At 38.8% G+C, this 19,047-nt stretch carries 14 protein-coding genes; 11 read left to right on the forward strand and 3 right to left on the reverse strand.

What is annotated here, in order from left to right:
* Window positions 1-109: 109 nt before the first annotated feature.
* The 3 genes from J6O61_RS16830 to J6O61_RS16840 all read right to left on the reverse strand — a co-directional run bounded on the left by J6O61_RS16830 (window position 110) and on the right by J6O61_RS16840 (window position 2,976).
* Window positions 110-949: an ABC transporter permease gene (locus J6O61_RS16830; protein ID WP_292215476.1), complete on the reverse strand. Its 840-nt coding sequence runs from the start codon at window positions 947-949 to the stop codon at window positions 110-112.
* The gene (locus J6O61_RS16835; protein ID WP_292215477.1) at window positions 936-2,009 is read right to left on the reverse strand and encodes an ABC transporter ATP-binding protein; all 1,074 of its coding nucleotides are present in this window, start codon (window positions 2,007-2,009) and stop codon (window positions 936-938) included. The genes J6O61_RS16830 and J6O61_RS16835 overlap by 14 nt, the downstream gene beginning before the upstream one ends.
* Before the next feature lie 70 nt (window positions 2,010-2,079).
* A complete protein-coding gene (locus J6O61_RS16840) occupies window positions 2,080-2,976 on the reverse strand; it encodes a ComEC/Rec2 family competence protein (protein WP_292215478.1) in 897 nt (298 codons plus the stop codon).
* A 182-nt stretch (window positions 2,977-3,158) separates the two neighbouring features.
* Between J6O61_RS16840 and J6O61_RS16845 the strand changes: the two genes are divergently transcribed.
* The 11 genes from J6O61_RS16845 (at window position 3,159) to ilvB (ending at window position 19,042) form a co-directional block, all read left to right on the forward strand.
* Window positions 3,159-4,256, forward strand: coding sequence for a ribose-phosphate pyrophosphokinase (locus J6O61_RS16845; protein ID WP_292215479.1), 1,098 nt, complete (start codon window positions 3,159-3,161; stop codon window positions 4,254-4,256).
* A 60-nt stretch (window positions 4,257-4,316) separates the two neighbouring features.
* A complete protein-coding gene (locus tag J6O61_RS16850; RefSeq protein WP_292215480.1) occupies window positions 4,317-5,375 on the forward strand; it encodes a lactonase family protein in 1,059 nt (352 codons plus the stop codon).
* Window positions 5,376-5,408: 33 nt separating this feature from the next.
* A complete protein-coding gene (locus tag J6O61_RS16855; RefSeq protein ID WP_292215481.1) occupies window positions 5,409-8,492 on the forward strand; it encodes a response regulator in 3,084 nt (1,027 codons plus the stop codon).
* A gap of 98 nt (window positions 8,493-8,590) precedes the next feature.
* Entirely contained in the window at window positions 8,591-9,691 is a 1,101-nt protein-coding gene (aroC, locus tag J6O61_RS16860) for a chorismate synthase (RefSeq protein WP_292215482.1), read from the forward strand.
* Between the two features lie 282 nt (window positions 9,692-9,973).
* The gene (locus J6O61_RS16865) at window positions 9,974-11,113 is read left to right on the forward strand and encodes a M15 family metallopeptidase (RefSeq protein WP_292215483.1); all 1,140 of its coding nucleotides are present in this window, start codon (window positions 9,974-9,976) and stop codon (window positions 11,111-11,113) included.
* Between the two features lie 8 nt (window positions 11,114-11,121).
* Window positions 11,122-12,303 (forward strand): tRNA guanosine(34) transglycosylase Tgt, encoded by a 1,182-nt coding sequence (tgt, locus tag J6O61_RS16870; RefSeq protein ID WP_292215484.1) that lies wholly within the window; start codon window positions 11,122-11,124, stop codon window positions 12,301-12,303.
* Between the two features lie 111 nt (window positions 12,304-12,414).
* Window positions 12,415-12,774 carry a preprotein translocase subunit YajC gene (gene yajC, locus J6O61_RS16875; protein ID WP_292215485.1) on the forward strand — a complete coding sequence of 120 codons (360 nt, stop codon included), beginning with the start codon at window positions 12,415-12,417 and terminating at the stop codon, window positions 12,772-12,774.
* An 80-nt stretch (window positions 12,775-12,854) separates the two neighbouring features.
* Window positions 12,855-13,952 carry a 3-isopropylmalate dehydrogenase gene (leuB, locus tag J6O61_RS16880; RefSeq protein ID WP_292215486.1) on the forward strand — a complete coding sequence of 366 codons (1,098 nt, stop codon included), beginning with the start codon at window positions 12,855-12,857 and terminating at the stop codon, window positions 13,950-13,952.
* On the forward strand, window positions 13,930-15,624 hold the full coding sequence (locus J6O61_RS16885) for a glycosyltransferase family 39 protein (protein ID WP_292215487.1): 1,695 nt from the start codon (window positions 13,930-13,932) through the stop codon (window positions 15,622-15,624). The genes leuB and J6O61_RS16885 overlap by 23 nt, the downstream gene beginning before the upstream one ends.
* 21 nt (window positions 15,625-15,645) lie before the next feature.
* Complete coding sequence (gene ilvD / locus J6O61_RS16890; protein WP_292215600.1) at window positions 15,646-17,316, forward strand: dihydroxy-acid dehydratase; 1,671 nt, start codon at window positions 15,646-15,648, stop codon at window positions 17,314-17,316.
* Window positions 17,317-17,362: 46 nt separating this feature from the next.
* Window positions 17,363-19,042 (forward strand): biosynthetic-type acetolactate synthase large subunit, encoded by a 1,680-nt coding sequence (gene ilvB, locus J6O61_RS16895; protein ID WP_292215488.1) that lies wholly within the window; start codon window positions 17,363-17,365, stop codon window positions 19,040-19,042.
* The last annotated feature ends 5 nt before the right edge of the window (window positions 19,043-19,047 follow it).

Genomic DNA, 19,047 nt, shown 5'->3' on the forward strand with positions numbered 1-19,047 from the left:
ACAAAAGCTGCCTGATATCTAATTTGTCATTTTCAATGTGCTATAAATGAATTAGCTTTATTAAGGTTACCCAAAATGCAGGTAATGGCTAATTTCTAACATTTTCAATTTACTCCTTGACATTTCTTAGCTGGACTTTATGATCTGAAAGGTTTTCTATGATCATGTTTATGAAAATAAAGATCATAAGAACAATTGAAAGTCCACTTCCCAGGTGCCAGTCATAAAGCTGTGTAAATTCCTGTTCAATGATATTTCCGATAAGAAGTATCTTGGAACCACCAAGCATAGAGGAAATAGCAAAGGTAGTCAGCGCAGGAATGAACACCATCGTCACACCGCTGATAACTCCCGGAAGAGAAAGCGGTAAAGTAATCTTAAGAAAAGTCTGTAATGAGTCCGCACCTAAATCTCTTGCGGCATTTATGACATTTTCATCTATTTTGCTCAGTGAGTTGTAGATCGGAAGAATCATAAACGGCAAAAAGTTATACACCATACCAAGAACTATAGCGGATGGCGTATTGATTATGTTCATGGTTGGTAGATGAAAAGTTTCAAGTATGGTATTGATCACACCTTTTCCCTCTAAAAGGGTCATCCATGTAAGAGTTCTCAAAAGAAAGTTCATCCACATCGGAAGAATAAAAAGGGTAACTATATAGGTATTTCTGGTCAGTTTCATGGAAGATAAGATTATTCCAAGGGGGTATGATAAAAGTAAACATACCAAAGTACTGATAATAGCCAGTCTTAGTGATCTTATAAGCGCTTTCAGATATCCGGGTTTGGCAATTGTAGCTATATTTTCAAAAGTAAGTTGTCCGTCTTCATTGGTAAAACCGTAGTATATAACCATGGCAAGAGGAACCAGAATAAAAATGAATGCCCATGCAATGTATGGTGATGATAGAAGAGGAGCAGTGTTTTTGTTTTTAAATAGTTTCACTGATGGCCTCCTCGTCTTCAGATTCAGGTACATTCATAATCTGAATATTGTAAGGATCTACATTTATTCCTACATTTGTTCCCACCGGGGAAAGTCTGGTCGAGTGTACAAGAAGTTCTCTGCCGTTAACTTCAACATCCATTTCGTAGTGAACACCTTTGAAAGTAAGACCGGTAACGACTCCTTTTAATGTTCCGTTTTCAGGTGATACCAGTTCTACATCTTCAGGTCTTATGACAACGTCAACAGGCTTATTTTCACCGAAACCTTTATCAACACATGCAAATTTGGAACCAAGGATTTCTACAAGTTCATCTCTTATCATTGTTGCTCTTATAATGTTGCTGTCGCCAATAAAGTCTGCGACAAACGCATTTTCAGGCTCATTATAAATTTTTTCCGGTGAACCTTCCTGTTGTATATAACCCTGATTCATAACTACGATATGATCAGACATTGTAAGAGCTTCTTCCTGGTCATGTGTAACATAAATAAATGTGATTCCAAGCTCTTCCTTTAACCTTTTTAGCTCGTACTGCATGTCCTGACGCATTTTGAGGTCAAGAGCCCCTAAAGGTTCATCAAGTAAAAGAACTTTAGGTTCATTGACAATAGCTCTGGCAATTGCTATACGCTGCTGTTGGCCGCCTGATAAAGATTCGGGACTTCTGTTTTCGTATCCTTCAAGGTTAACAAGCTTAAGGGCATATTTTATCTTATCCTTAATGTAGCTGTCGGATTTATTCTTGATTTTAAGGCCAAAAGCTATATTTTCAGCTACAGTCATATGTGTAAAAAGAGCATACTTCTGAAAGACGGTATTAAGCTGTCTTTTGTTGGGAGAAAGGCTTGTAATATCTTTTCCATCGAAGATAACATGCCCCTTGTCGGGAGTTTCAAAACCTCCTATTATCCTAAGAGTCGTGGTTTTGCCGCAGCCGCTCGGACCTAAAAGTGTAACAAATGAATTTTCATATATAGAAAGACTAAGGTCGTCAAGAATTAACTGTCCGTCGAACGATTTGCTGATATGATCAAGGGTAATCAGGTCTTTACTCATTTTTGTGCTCCTAAATATTAAAAAAGTATAAATTGTAATCTACTTTATTTTAATAAAGTTTAGAATAGTGTCAATTACTTTTTTGCTCAGCTTTTATGCTATCTTCATTGCAATAAATAACTATGTTTCCGTAAGTGGTATCATATGTTTCTATATTCATGGAAGAAAGAAGTGCAGTAAGCTTTTCGTCGGCAGGTCTTTCGCCTGAAGTACTTATAACTGCAATTTCAGGTGAGACTGCACTAAGAAGTTGTTCGCTGTTTTTTTCATATCCTCCGTGGTGAGGCATTTTGATATAGTCAGCGCTTAAATCCAATTGTTCGTCCAAAAGCTGTTTAATTCTGTCTTTTTCAATATCTCCGGTAAAAAGAAATTTTTTACCGCCAAAGGTTATCATTGATACAAGAGACATGTTATTATCCATGTTTTTGGAATCTTCCAAAAGAGAATCAGGGTCAGATGCGGGATATAAATCTATATACAGATCTTCATAGCCAAAAGACATGTTGTTATCAATGAAAAATACATTGTCTTTATTTTCTACTGCTTCCATCAGTCCGGCATAATATTCTTTTTGGCTTACGTAATCAGGAAGATAAATGCTTGATACTTCGTAAGAATTAAGTATGTTTACAGCGCTGCCGATATGATCCTGATCATAGTGAGTAAGGATCATAAAATCAATTTTCGAAATTGAATTATCTTTGAGGAATTTATCAATTGTCTCGAAAGCTTCATAAGTTCCGGCGTCTATCAGACCAACATAGTTTTTGTACTCTAAAACTGCGCAGTCAGCTTTCCCTACATTTAGATTTGTAATGACGAAAGAATCATTTTTTGATGTTGAGGTTATTTCATTTTCAGATGAATTGAAGCCTTTGGAAAAATACAATGCTGCTATAAGGGCAAATAACAGTAACAATGTAAAAGGCAGTAAATAGTTTGTTTTCTTTTTATTATTATTCATGTTTTTAATCTTTCTTTCATTTTTATGTTTTTGTTTGAGTAATAACATTATGACATTATTATATGTTATTAGTGTTAAAAATTCATAAAGTGTACAGAAATAAGGTCAATAAGAGGAATCTTTGTTATATAATCTAAATGTAAACGTTCTGTTGCTAACTATTGGTTGGAAGGAATTAACTTATGAACGAAAAACTTGGAATTATAGCACTTGAATCCTTTGCTGAGTCTGCTAAAAGAATAGATCAGATACTGTGCGAATGGAGAGGTGAGTCAGGTTTTTTGATTGAATGCTCCTGCCCAAGGTTCTCAAGCGGAGAAGGAAAGGCGATTATAAATGAATCAGTTCGAGACAGGGACATTTTTATATTGGTTGATGTCACCAACAGTTCTATAAAGTATAAATTTGACGGTGAGTATAACAGGATGTCTCCTGATGATCATTATCAGGATTTAAAACGGGTGATCTGCGCATGTAATGGTAAAGCGGCGAGTATTACTGTTGTTATGCCTTTTTTGTATGAGAGCAGGCAACATAGAAAAATTTTAAGAGAGTCGCTTGATTGTGCGATGATGTTAAGGGAGCTTGAAGCTATGGGCGTTCATAACCTGGTAACTTTTGATGCCCATGATCCCAGAATGCAAAATGTTGTTCCTCTTAACGGATTTGAAAATATTTCACCGTCTCTTCAGTTTACACAGGCTCTTTTAACTGAATATGAAGATATTAAAATTGATCCAAAAAATATGATCATTATAGCACCTGATGAAGGAGCAACGGAGCGTGCGGTTTTTCTTTCTTCGGTATATGGAATAAATCTTGGAATGTTTTATAAAAGAAGAGATTATAGCAGTATTGTTGATGGTTCCAATCCTATAGTTGCCCACGATTTTTGCGGCGGAAACATTGAAGGCATGGATGCTATAGTAATTGACGATATGATAGTTTCCGGAAACAGTATGCTTGATGTGTGTGCACAGCTCAAGGAAAGAGGAGTGAAAAGAGTTTTTGTATTTGCAACATTCGGGTTGTTCTCCAAAGGTTTTTCAGAGTTTGATAAGGCATACGAAAAAGGCTGGTTCGAGAAGATTTTTACAACAAATCTGATTCATCAGAAAAAAGAAATGCTGGAAAAAGAGTACTATTACAGTGTAAATATGAATCGATATGTAGCACTGGCTATAGATACCATCAGTAAGGGCGAATCAATGCATGAACTTTCAAGACCACAGTTAAAAATCAGGGAAATGATTGAAAAATATAATAAAAGTGGCATTTAAAGTTTTATTTTCTTGTGATAAAATGTAGAAAATATGTGACTCTAGGAGGCAAACAGGCAAATGGCTGGTAAGGATAAATATGTAGCATATGTTTCAAGCTATACATCAGGACTTGGAACAAAGTATGGAATAAGAATATATGATGTTGATCTTGAGAACGGACGTCTATCCGAAAAACAGAAAGTTGAGATCACTAATTCTTCATATATTGGTATTTCACATGATAACAAAACTCTTTATTCCATAACTGATGCAGGAGTTGAATCTTATCATATCCTAAAGGATGGAAGCTTGGAGTTTTTAAATGAGGCCTCAATAAACGGTATGCGTGGATGCTACCTTAATATGGATCAGAGTGATAAGTTCCTTATTACTGCAGGTTACCATGATGGAAAGGTTACCATTTTAAGGCTTAATGAAGATGGCAGTATCGGAGAAATCACAGATGAAAAATATCACAAGGGACTTGGTACAGCGGCAGGACGAAACCATGTTCCTCATGTGCAGTGTATAAAAGTAACCAAGGATAATAAGTATCTTCTGGCAGCAGATCTTGGAATGGACAGAATCAATGTTTATTCACTTGATATGGAAACAGGTAAAATCAAGGAAGTGGATGTTATCCATTGTGATCAGGAATCTTCACCAAGACATATGCAGTTCTCAAAGGAAGGTAAGTTTTTGTATGTATGCCTTGAACAGAAATGTTGCATAGAAGTATATTCTTATGAAGATAAGGACGGTGATCCCGAATTTGAAAAGATTCAGTCGGTTCCGACTTCAGAGGAGGCAGATTCAATCGGCGTTGCCAGCAGTGCCCTTACTTTTTCCGAAGATTACAACTATCTTGTAAGCTCTACTGCAGGAGAAAACAATGCTCTTGTATTTAAGGTTGATAAAGAAACGGGGCTTATTACCAATAAGATTCAGCTTCCTGTTGCGGGAGAATATCCAAAGGATGCAGCTCTTTTTCCTGACAATAAGCACTTGGTTTCTCTGAATCATGAATCTGATTCGCTTACATTCTTTACAGTTGATATGGATAAAGGAACCATGGTAATGAACGGACCGGAAATGCCGGTTTCAAGACCAAATTGTATTGTTTTTCATAAGCTTTAATTCTGTAGACCTTTATGAGGGTGGAGGTGCAGGATGAAAGGTGTAAACTTAAAAAAAATAATGGCTGTTGCAGTCATTGGGAGCATTGTGGTCGCTGCTATACTTGTATTGGGTATGGTATGGTCGGGACGAAGTGCCAGTAGAGATACAGAACAGGCAGTGCGCAATGTAAGTCTCCTTTATTTGGAAGAATTGGCAGGAAGAAGAGAACAGGTAGTTGCTTCGACACTTAGCGACTATATAAGTGATCTTGATGTAGCTGTCGGACTTATTACTCCTGATGATTTGAGCAGCACCGAAAAACTCCAGGCTTATCAGCTGCGTATGAAGCAACTCTATGGTCTGGAGAAATTTGCTTTTGTGGATGAAAATGGATTAATCTACACTTCCAGAGGTACCAGAACCGACATTGATCAGTATGGCTTTGACTATAAAACACTTTCAGAGCCGGAGATATCTTTAAAAAATGAAAATGGCGAAGATATTAAGGTGGTTGTTGCTATGCCGACAGATCAGCTTTCCTATGAAGGGCAGCTCCTTGTTGTGTGCTTTATGGAGATTGATATACAGGAAATGCTTGATACTATATCTCTTCGGTCAGGTTCTAATAATACGACTTTTTGTAATCTGTATACCAAGGATGGAATCTCTTTAACCAAAACTGTTCTCGGGGGACTTTCCAATGAAGAAAGTTTACTTACAGCGCTTAATAATGCGGAGTTTGAAAAAGGCTATAACATTGAAAATATAAAGAAGGATTTTTCAGTTGGTACTACCGGCGTTGCTTCTTTTACCTATAACAATATAAAAGAAACAATGTACTATGTTCCTGTTCACAGAACTGATTGGATGCTTACTTATCTTATCAGAGAAAGTGTTATCAGCAGTCAGATTGATGCTATTTCAAAGGGAATCATTATGAGAAGCTTTGGAATGGCTCTTATTACTACACTTGTTCTGATAGGTGTTTTTACAGTAATGCTCATTCAGACAAGAAAAGCTGCAAAGCTTTCTGCGGAAAAGGAAACATCGGAAGTTATGCAGCAGGAGCTTGAAGAGAGAATTGCTTTGCAGGACGAACTTTTGGAGCAGGAAAAACAAAGAGCAAGACTTGACAAGATGATTAATGCTCTGGCTTCAGATTACAGAAGTGTTTATTATGTCAATTTGGATAAAGATATGGCTACATGTTTTAGAAAAGATTCTTCAGAAGGTGACAATGTGGCCAAAGATGATGTATTTTCTTTTTCCAAGGCATTTTCAGAATATGGAAATAGTTACGTTGCAGAAGACTATCGAAAGCAGTTCCTTGATTTTATCAAGCCCGAAAATATAAGAGAGGCTTTAAAAAGTAACTCAATAATTGCATTCAGATATCTGGTAAAAAAAGGCGACAATGAAAGCTATGAAATGCTTCGAATGGCGGATGTCAACAATAACGATAAACATACTGCAGATGTGATAAATGCTGTCGGTGTTGGATTTACAGATATAGACGAAGAGATGAGAGATTCTCTTGCCAAAAATCAGGCTCTTTCAGATGCATTGAAAACCGCTGAAGAAGCAAGCCGGGCAAAAACAGTATTTCTTTCAAGTATGAGCCATGAGATCCGTACTCCTATGAATGCTATAATAGGTCTCGATTCGCTGGCTCTGAATGAACCGGATATTTCTGAAACTACAAAAGATTATCTCGAAAAGATAGGCAGCAGTGCGCAGCATCTCCTTAGCCTTATAAATGATATTCTTGATATGTCGAGGATTGAGTCGGGACGCATGACCTTAAAGAATGAAGAGTTTGCTTTTTCTAAAATGCTGGAGCAGATTAATGTTATTTTCAGCGGACAGTGTAAGGAAAAGGGACTCGAATATAATTGCAGGTTAAGCGGTCATCTTAATGATTATTATATTGGAGACAGTGTAAAGCTAAGGCAGGTACTTATAAATATTCTCGGGAATGCTGTAAAGTTTACGCCGGAGGGTGGCAAAATTGATTTCACCGTAGAAAAGAAAGGCGGCTTCAACGGAAAAACCGCTCTTCAATTTAAAATAAGTGATACCGGCATCGGAATGAGCGAGGAATATCTTCCTAAGATTTTTGATACTTTCAGTCAGGAAAATGCAGGAAGCACCAATAAGTATGGCAGCTCCGGCCTTGGAATGGCTATTACCAAACGTATTGTAGATATGATGAACGGTGAAATATTGGTTGAGAGTGCCAAGGGTGTCGGAACTACATTTTATGTAAATGTTACGCTAAAGGATTCTGCCAGAAAGCTTGAAAGTGACAATGACACCGAAATTCATCCTAATGACATGAAGGTTTTGGTTATTGATGATGATCCTCTTGCCTGTGATCATGCAAAGCTTGTTATGTCTCAGGTTGGAATAGAAACTGATATTGCAAAATCGGGGAGTGAAGCTTTGGAGATGGTAAAGCTCTCTCAGGCAAGGCAGGAACCATATAATCTTATCATCGTCGATTGGCAAATGCCAGAAATGGACGGCCTTGAAACTACCAAACAGATAAGAGCTTTAATTGGACAGGATACGGCTGTTATTATACTTACGGCATATAACTGGGATGATATTTATGAGGAGGCAACACAGGCCGGTGTAGACAGCTTTATCGCCAAGCCGCTGTTTACCGAAAACCTCATAAATGAGTTTAAAAATGTGCTTCAGATGAAAAGAGAATTTGCCAAAGGAATAAAAACCAAGGCTGCTCTTGAAGGAAGACATATACTTTTGGCTGAAGATATTGAGGTCAATGCCCAGATTATGCTTAAAGTTTTGTCTATGCGCGGAATAGAAGCGGATCATGCAATCAACGGTAAGGCTGCTGTTGACCTTTATGATTCCAAACCTGAAGGATACTATGATGCCGTACTTATGGATATGAGGATGCCTTTGATGGATGGACTTACAGCGTCCAAGATTATCCGTAGCAGAAATAAAGCAGATTCACTAACTATTCCTATTATTGCACTTACTGCAAACGCCTTTGATGAAGATGTTCAGCAAAGCCTTCAGGCAGGACTTAATGCGCATTTAAGTAAGCCTGTCGAACCGGCAGTTCTATTTGATACTCTCGAGAAACTGATTGACGCCGGTTGAATACATCTATCTTTTGCTATAAAAATATATCTATTGCAAGAATGCCTGTGATATAATTTCTCTTGATTACTAAATTTACGTTTTCAGGGGATGATTATATGGCAGGCTCTATTTTTGGAAAAAATATTAAAATATCTACATGGGGAGAATCTCATGGAAGAGCTCTTGGAGTTGTGGTTGACGGATTTCCAGCAGGAATGGAGCTTTTTGAAAATGACGTACAAAAGTTCCTTGATCGCAGAAAGCCCGGTACTTCTGCGGCTACTACTTCCAGAAAAGAGGGGGATGAAGTAGAAATCCTTTCCGGAATTTTTGAGGGAAAGACCACCGGAACTCCAATTTCAATGATGGTAAAAAACACATCCCAAAGATCAGGTGATTATAGCGAGATTGCCGGGTACTACAGGCCCGGACATGCGGATTTTGGTTTTGATGAAAAATTTGGTTTCAGGGACTACAGAGGAGGCGGACGTTCCTCCGGAAGAGAGACTATAGGAAGAGTTGCTGCAGGCGCGCTTTGCAGTAAACTCCTTAACGAGATGGGCATTAAAGTTATGGCATTTACCAGAGCAATCGGTGATGTCGAGATTGATGAAAAGAAATTTGATGAAAAGAATATTCTTTTGACTCCGACAGCAATGCCTGATGCTGAAGCAGATAAAAGAGCGATGGAACTTATTTCCAAGTGTAAAGAAGAAATGGATTCTGTAGGTGGAGTGGTGGAATGCCATGTTACAGGTCTTCCTGCAGGGGTTGGAGAGCCTGTATTTGATAAGCTTGATGCTGTTATTGCTCATGCTGTTATGAGTATAGGCGCTGTTAAAGCAGTTGAAATAGGTGATGGAACCAGAGTTTCAAAGTATAAAGGCTCTGAAAATAACGATGAGTTTGTGATGAGAGATAGTTCTGTTGAAAAACAAACCAATCACGCAGGTGGTATTCTTGGTGGTATTTCTGATGGAAGCGAAATTGTATTCAGAGTTTATTTTAAGCCAACTCCGAGCATTGCCAAAACTCAGAATACTGTTAATAAGTCAGGAGAAAATATTCAGGTGAGTATCCATGGGCGACACGACCCTGTTGTGGTTCCAAGAGCTGTGGTAGTGGTGGAGAGTATGTGTGCTCTTTGTACACTGGATCTTTTGATGTCAAATATGCTTTCCAGAGCAGAGAATATAATTGGTTTTTATAAGAAATAATCGGAAATATAAAGTAAGAGGAGCCTTGTATCGTTATTCTCTTCCGGAGCCAGGCTTTTTTACGTCAGTTAAAGCACTATAATATCGGAACCTTTTAGGGAAATATTTCCTGTCTGATTCCCTGTTTCCCATGGATAAGATTTCTTCTAGAAAAAATAGTGAATTTTGTGTGAATAAGTTATATAATGATTTTTAGATGCTGAAGGAAACGGACTTTAGCATATGTTTTACATCTATAGTATAGTCAGCGCTTGATATCTGAAATAAGAGGGGATTTCCGATATGAATGCCAGTAACTTGCAGAGAAAGTTATCTCATAAGGAAAAGATAATTTTCAATGTTCAAAAATTTAATAGAAAACATAAGGCTCTTTCCTTTTTAGGACTTGCCTATGCAGTAATATCAATTACAGGCTACAACTTTTTGTTTTATTTCTATAGCAATGCAAAGAGATTTATAAGTCTTGCGTGCATCCTGCTTTTCTTTGTATCAAGTAGTAGTTTTTCTTATCCTGCAATGTCTCTTAATATCAGCTTTGATTCTGATATGAATATTGATGGTTATACAGGTGAAAGTACAGACAATTTGTCAGCTCTTGTTGGTTATGAGTCACAGGCAGAGCTGTCTGTAACAACTGTGGATGAAACGCTTATTGAAGAGGCAATGGACAGTAACAATCCTGATGCAAATGAGGCAGAGCATACAGTTTCTGATAATATAGCAAATTTATCGGAAATTTTGGCTGCCACATCAGAGAGTAGTGAAGTAAGTGATGAGGAATCTATAATTTCATCTGAGGAAGTAGAACAGCAGGTTCCGCTTGCAGCTACAATGGCAGATTATTCTTTTGACAGTGATGACTGGCAGATTATTCTGGTAAATAAGCAGCATCCGATTCCAGATGATTATGAAGTGCAGCTTGGAACCATTAGCGGCTCCATGCGCTGCGATGAGAGAATTATCTCGCCGCTTCTGGAGATGATGAGGGCAGCCAGTAAGGATGGCGTTAATCTTATAATCTGCTCGCCCTACAGAGATATGGATCGTCAGACAATGCTTTTTACCAATAAGGTTGACAGGTACATGAATGGCGGTATGTCATATATGGAAGCTTATAATCTTGCGTCTCAGGCGGTTACTGTTCCGGGATCTTCTGAGCATCAGATAGGACTTGCTATTGATATTATTTGTGACGGATATTCCAGTCTTGATGAAGGTTTTGCTGATACAACAGCCGGTAAATGGCTTGCGGATAATAGTTATAAGTATGGATTTATATTAAGATATCCACTTGGTAAAGAGGATATTACAAGCATTGAATTTGAGCCGTGGCACTTTAGATACGTTGGCGTTGATGCAGCAACTGTTATGTATGAAAATGATATCTGCCTGGAAGAGTTCTGGAGCACTTATGTTGATTGAGGAAGTTTATGTACAAAATATTAAAAAAGGATGGAAACGCCAAAAGAGCTGAATTTACAACTGTTCATGGCGTTATCCAGACTCCCGTATTTATGAATGTTGCCACAGTAGCAGCAATTAAAGGAGGAGTTTCTACAGAGGACCTTGAGGGGATTGATACTCAGGTTGTCCTTTCCAATACTTATCATTTGCATTTAAGACCGGGGGATGAGCTAGTTTACAGAATGGGCGGACTGCATAAGTTTATGTCATGCAACAAGCCCATTTTGACGGATTCAGGCGGATTCCAGGTCTTTTCTCTTGCCAAGACCCGTAAGATAAGAGAAGAAGGTGTATATTTTCATTCTCACATAGACGGTCACAAGCTTTTTATGGGACCTGAACAGAGTATGAGGATTCAGTCGCATCTGGGCTCCACCATAGCAATGGCATTTGATGAATGTCCGTCAGCCAAGGCTGAGCATGAGTATGTTCAGATGTCGGTAGACAGAACTACCAGATGGCTTCTTAGATGCAAAAAAGAGATGGAGAGATTAAACGGTCTTGAATACACGGTTAATCATGATCAAATGCTTTTTGGAATAAATCAGGGTGCAATCTTTGATGATATAAGAATTGAGCATGCAAAGCGTATAAGTGAATTTGATCTTGACGGATATGCGGTAGGAGGACTTGCAGTTGGTGAGTCTCATGAGGAAATGTATCACGTGCTTGACACAGTAGTACCATTTCTTCCTGAGAATAAGCCTACTTATCTTATGGGTGTCGGGACCCCTGCAAATATATTGGAAGCTGTTGAAAGAGGCGTTGACTTCTTTGACTGTGTATATCCAAGCAGAAACGGTCGACATGGGCATCTTTATACGAACAGAGGGCATATCAATATTTTAAATGCCAGATATGAAATGGATGATACTCCGATTGAAGAGGGATGTGGCTGTCCTGCCTGCAGAAGGTATTCCAAAGCCTACATCAGACACCTTCTTAAGGCTGGTGAGATGCTTGGCATGAGACTTTGCGTTCTTCATAATCTTTATTTCTATAATCATATGATGACAGAGATAAGGCAGGCTATTGAAAAAGGTGAGTTTTCTGCTTATAAGAAGAGAAAGCTTGAAGGTATGCTTGAGTTTGATTCACAGCCCGTTTCGCAGGACTATAATATTGCGAGGAACTGGCGTAAAGGTTAAGAAAAATCAAGTCCAAATTGATTTATCTTAATTGATGTTTTTATTTACTTGAATTTGAGTTTTCTTTTTAGTATTATTGTTTGGTATATATAACTAGTTTTGGAGGAAGGTATGGGATTATTTTTAACTACTGAGGCTACCGGCACTTCTAGTACGGCATTTATAACAACTATTCTTATTTATGCTGTGTTCATGGTAGCTATCTACTTCTTGTTTATGCGCCCTAATAGAAAAGAGCAGAAGCAGAAAGCACAGGTGCTTGCTTCTCTTGCAGTTGGAGACAGCGTTAGAACAACAGGCGGTTTCATCGGCACAGTAATTGATATCAATGATGATATGGTAATCGTTGAATTTGGTAACAACAAGAACTGTCGTATTCCTATGGTTAAGGAAGCTATTGTCGAAGTTGAGAAGCCTGAAGATGCAGTTGCTGCTGCAGCATCAGATAGTAAGGACTCAAAGAAAAAATAATTGACAGATTTAAGCCTGGCCAAGGTGCGCCCCTGGTCAGGCTTATTCTATAAGCAAATATTTTACAAAGGAGCTAGGGGATGAAGCTGAATATTACATGTATTCCGGGAGATGGAATCGGTCCTGAAATAGTAACAGAAGCAAAAAAGGTTCTTGATAAGGTATGTGAAAAGTATGGGCATGAAATAGTTTACAAGGATGTTCTTATGGGAGGATGTTCTATTGATGCCTATGGTGTGCCGTTAACGGATGAAACGATAACTGCCTGTAAAAAAGCAGATGCGTGTCTTATGGGATCTATTGGCGGAGACACCAGTACGTCTCCATGGTATAAGCTGGAGCCTTCAAAGAGGCCTGAAGCAGGACTTTTGGGGCTGCGTAAAGCACTTAATCTGTTTGCCAATTTAAGACCGGCATATCTTTATCCGGAGCTTAAGGAAGCTTGTCCTTTAAAAAAGGAAGAGGCTGAAAAGGGTTTTGACATGCTGATTATGAGAGAGCTTACAGGAGGCTTATACTTTGGTGAGAGATCTACCAGAGAAGTGGATGGAGAGCTTGTTGCCTGTGACAGTCTTGTATACAAAGAGAGCGAGATCAGACGTATTGCCATTAAGGCCTTTGAAGTGGCCAGGAAAAGACGTAAGTCGGTTATCAGTGTTGATAAGGCTAATGTCCTTGATTCTTCAAGACTTTGGAGAAAGGTTGTCAACGAAGTCAGAGAAGATTATCCGGATGTGGAGCTTTCGCATATGCTTGTCGATAACTGTGCCATGCAGCTTGTAAAGAGCCCTTCTTCATTTGATGTGGTTCTTACAGAGAATATGTTTGGAGATATTTTATCTGATGAAGCCAGCATGATAACAGGTTCAATCGGAATGTTGCCAAGTGCTTCTTTAAATGATTCCAGCTTTGGATTGTATGAGCCAAGCCATGGAAGCGCACCTGATATTGCAGGAAAAGATATAGCCAATCCGATAGCTACAATTCTCTCGGCAGCTATGATGCTCAGGTATTCATTTAATCTTGATAAAGAAGCCGATTCTATAGAAAATGCAGTTAAGCAGGTACTTAAAGAAGGCTACAGAACAAAGGATCTCTGCCTTAACGAGAAGGAATCTTTTGAGATAGTCGGCTGCAGAAAAATGGGGGATCTGATTGCTGAACGAGTTAACAGTTGAAAAAACAGAAAAGAAAATATATGACTTTTTGCCGCATGAGCCGGAAACTATAGCCATGACTCTTTTGGTAATAGGTATGGGAGCATATTATTTGTGGAGGATGTTTGCCATAACGCCACAATATGATGAGCTTTATACTTATTACACATTTATCAGTAAGGGACCTGTATACGCAGCAATTCATTGGCCGCTTCCCAATAATCATGTTGGATATTCTGTATTTTCAGCCATTATTGATCTGTTTGGAAATTCATATTTTGGTCTAAGGGGAGTTTCTTTTGTCTGTGCTATAAGCAACCTGATTCTGGTCTATAGGATATGTAAGAGATTCTTTTCCCATTGGCTTCCATTTGCAGCAGCATTACTCTATGCTTCAATGCAGGTTGTTAATGAATACAGTGTCCAGGGCAGGGGCTATACACTTGCTACATTATGTTTTTTGCTGTCGATTTATTGTACTTGCCAGATATGCAGTCTGAATGAAAAAAAGAATTATTTGTATTTTTCATTATTTGGAGTACTTGTTATAGGTCTTTACACTGTTCCAAGCAGTGTTTACTGGGTTATACCAGTGGGACTGTCCGGAGCATTGTACTTATTTATAAATGCTTTTAGAAGTAAAAATGTATATGACAATAAGGCTGATAATATCTATAGAAAGAAGCTGATAAAACTTATTTTTACCGGCATTATGGCAGCGCTTTTTACGTTGTTTTTATATTCTGTAATCTGGCTTGCCATAGGTTCTAATCTTTTGGTTAAGACAGAAGGAACTGAGTTTTATGGCTGGACTCATGGGGCAGTCCTTTTAAGAAGTCCTTTGAAGGCTCTTTTAACAGGCGTTAATTATATGCTTTCACAGCCTTACATTCAAAGCCTTGAACCTGATGTGTTCTGGCAGAGATATATCGGATGGAATATGAGCATGTTAAACTATATGCTTCCCGGTCTTGTAGCAGTTCTTTTTATATTTATCATTGCGGGAATGGGATGCATGATATATGAATGCTTCAAGCATTTTGAATATAGCAGAACGGTTATCAATCTGGTTGCCATAGTTAATCTTTTGTTTATCGGCATAATGCTTATAGTTCAAAAGAAGCTCCCGTATCTCAGGGTTTTTGGTTACAGCAGTTTTATTGTTGTTTTGTGTATTTGTGCAACATTGGAAAGGCTTATAAATGTGACCATAAGATTGTATAACAGGAAAACTTCAGGTTTATCCGGTGATGCTATCCTTTCCAGGGAAACTGAAACAATTACCAGAAGAGAAAAGTGGTATTCGGGACTTGGAGTTTATATTCCAACAATAATTATAGCGGTTTTATTTGTATTCAGGGTTACAAGTTCTGATTTTAACTGTCAGCTTGGAAACAGGGAGAATGAGCTTTTTAACACACTTTATATAGCAGATGTGCTTAAAAAAAATAATCCGGCTGCACTTGACTGTGATCAGCAATATCTTATGAAATTCGGCTGGGATATAGACTGCACCAAGACAGATGTTGATGATGCAGACATGGTCATTATCGATAAAGATATGTTGCAAAGCGGATATAGTGGGGAAGATTTTTGGAAGTTTTACCAGACAAATGAGACGATCAATTGGGATTATCTTAAGACTATGCGAGTCATTTACGAAAGTGAAGACTTTGTATTATATGTAAAGTAATAGGAGGAGAATATCATGACAATGAACAGCGACAGAGTTATGAAAGGACTTCAGCAGGCACCTCACAGGAGTCTTTTTAATGCACTTGGTTTCACAGAAGAAGAGAGAAGAAAACCCTTAATTGGTATTGTCAGCTCTTACAATGAAATTGTTCCGGGCCACATGAATCTTGATAAGATCACTGAGGCAGTTAAGCTTGCAGTAGCAGAAGCCGGAGGAATGCCGGTTGTAGTACCTGCTATTGCTGTATGCGACGGAATTGCTATGGGACATATAGGAATGAAATATTCTCTGGTAACCAGAGACCTTATCGCAGACAGTACTGAATGTCTTGCAAAAGCTCATGCTTTCGATGGCATGGTGTGCATTCCGAACTGTGATAAAAATGTTCCCGGACTTTTGATGGCTGCAGCAAGAGTGAATATTCCTACTGTATTTGTTTCAGGTGGACCGATGATGGCAGGAAGAGTAGATGGACATAAGACATCTCTTTCTTCAATGTTTGAGGCGGTTGGTAGTGTATCTGCAGGTAAAATGACTGAAGAAAAGCTTTGTGAGTATGAGGAAAAGGCATGTCCTACATGCGGTTCATGCTCCGGTATGTACACTGCCAATTCTATGAACTGTCTCACAGAGACAATCGGAATGGGACTTCCGGGAAATGGAACAATTCCTGCTGTATATTCAGCAAGAATCAGACTTGCTAAGCGCGCAGGATATGCTGTGATGGATCTTGTTAAAAAAGATATCAGACCAAAAGATATTATGACAAAAGAAGCTTTCATGAATGCTCTTACCATGGATATGGCACTTGGATGCTCAACAAATACAATGCTTCATTTGCCGGCCATTGCGCATGAAGCAGGTGTTGAACTTAACATGGAAATTGCCAATGAAGTTTCAAGCAGAACGCCGAATCTTTGTCATCTTGCTCCTGCCGGTCCTACATATATGGAAGACTTAAATGAAGCAGGTGGTGTTCTTGCCGTTATGTCTGAACTTGTTAAGAAAAACCTTCTTAATACAGATGTTATTACTGTTACTGGCAAAACAATAGCTGAAAATCTTGAGGGAGTAAAGAACCTAAACCCTGAAGTTATAAGACCTATTGAGAATCCATACATGCTCTCTGGCGGAATTGCTGTACTTAAGGGAAATATCGCGCCGGATACCGGTATTGTAAAGAAATCTGCAGTAGTACCCGAAATGATGGTTCATGAAGGTCCTGCAAGAGTATTTGATTGTGAAGAAGATGCTATAGCAGCTATTCTTGGTGGTAAGATTGTTTCAGGCGATGTTGTTGTTATAAGGTATGAGGGACCAAAGGGTGGTCCCGGTATGAGAGAGATGCTTAATCCTACATCTGCAATTGCCGGAATGGGACTTGGCTCTTCCGTAGCGCTTATTACTGATGGAAGATTTTCCGGTGCAAGCCGTGGTGCTTCTATCGGTCATGTTTCTCCTGAAGCTGCTGTAGGCGGACCAATTGCTCTTATTGAAGAGGGAGATATCATAAGTATAGATATTCCAAATAATTCTCTTAATGTAAAGGTTTCAGATGAAGTACTTGCTGAGAGAAGAAAGAACTGGAAACCAAGAGAACCTAAGGTTACAACAGGATATCTTGCCCGTTACCGCGAACTTGTAACAAGTGGTAATCGCGGAGCTATCTTGGAAATTCCAAGATGTTGATTAACTGAATAAAATATGGAAAACTACTGAATTAAGGAGCTTAATCATGCAGTTAACAGGAGCACAGATTGTTTTAGAGTGTCTCAAGGAGCAGGGCGTTGATACCGTTTTTGGATATCCCGGTGGCACTATACTTAATATCTATGATGAATTATACAAACAGCAGAATGATTTTTTACATATCAGAACGTCACATGAGCAGGGAGCTGCTCATGCGGCAGATGGATATGCCAGATCAACCGGTAAAGTCGGAGTGTGCATGGCTACCAGCGGGCCGGGTTCCACAAATCTTGTGACAGGCATTGCTACAGCATATATGGATTCTGTTCCGATGGTTGCTATAACATGTAATGTAAATTTGCCTTTGCTCGGTAAAGACTCTTTTCAGGAGGTGGATATTGCCGGAATTACGATGCCCATCACAAAACATGGCTACATTGTAAAAGATGTAAAAGAACTTGCAAGTACACTACGAAAAGCTTTTAAGATTGCAAAGAGCGGTCGTCCGGGACCTGTTCTTGTCGATATTACCAAAGATGTTACTCAGAAGAGCTGCGATTATAAGGCGGTAAAAATAGAAAATGAAAAGCCTGAAGCTTTATTTACACATGATGATATTCTTAATGCTGTAAAAATGATCAAGGCATCAAAAAGACCATACATTTATGTTGGTGGTGGTGCGGTCATATCGGGAGCTGCGGAGGAACTTAAGACCTTTGCGCACACTATTGATGCACCTGTGTGTGACACTTTGATGGGCAAGGGCGCTTTTGACGGTACAGATGAGCTTTACACAGGCATGATCGGTATGCATGGAACAAAGACATCAAATTTTGGTGTCAGCGAGTGCGACCTTTTGATTACTTTGGGAGCAAGGTTTTCAGACAGAGTAACCGGTAATGCCAAGACCTTTGCTTCGAAAGCCAAAATCCTTCAGATAGATATTGATGCGGCAGAGATCAATAAAAATATCAGAACAAATTTTGCGATTGTCGGTGATTTAAAGGAAGTTCTGGCAGGTATTAATGCCGAGATTTCACAGATGGATCATGCTGAATGGATTGCTAAGATTAATGATTATAAAAAGAAATATCCATTGAGCTATGAAACTGACAAGCTTACCTGTCCATATATTATTGAGGAGCTTGATAAGCTTACAAAAGGTGAAGCTATTATTTCTACAGATGTTGGACAGCATCAGATGTGGGCAGCACAGTATTATAAGTTCAGACATCCAAGGACTTTTCTTACATCCGGTGGTCTTGGAACCATGGGATATGGCCTTGGTGCATGCATTGGTGCAAAAGCAGGCAATCCTGACAAGCTTTGTGTCAATGTAGCCGGTGATGGATGTTTTAGAATGAATATGAATGAACTTGCCACGGCTTCCAAGTATAACCTTCCTGTAATTGAAATCGTTATTAATAATAATGTGCTGGGAATGGTAAGACAGTGGCAGACTCTGTTTTACGAAAAGCATTATTCTCAGACAATTTTTGAGGATAAGGTCGATTATTGCAAAGTTGCTGAGGGCCTTGGCTGCGTTGCTTACAGGATAACCAAAAGGTCAGAAGTAGCATCTGTTCTAAAGAAAGCAATAAAATCCGACCGCCCGGTCGTTATTGATTGTATAATAGAAGAAGATGATAAGGTGTTCCCAATGGTTCCGGCAGGAGCATCTATCAGCGAGGCCTTTGATGCAGGTGATCTTGCTTCAAAGAAATAAAAATG

The organism is Butyrivibrio sp., assembly GCF_017635265.1.
In the GTDB taxonomy this organism is placed as follows: domain Bacteria; phylum Bacillota; class Clostridia; order Lachnospirales; family Lachnospiraceae; genus Butyrivibrio.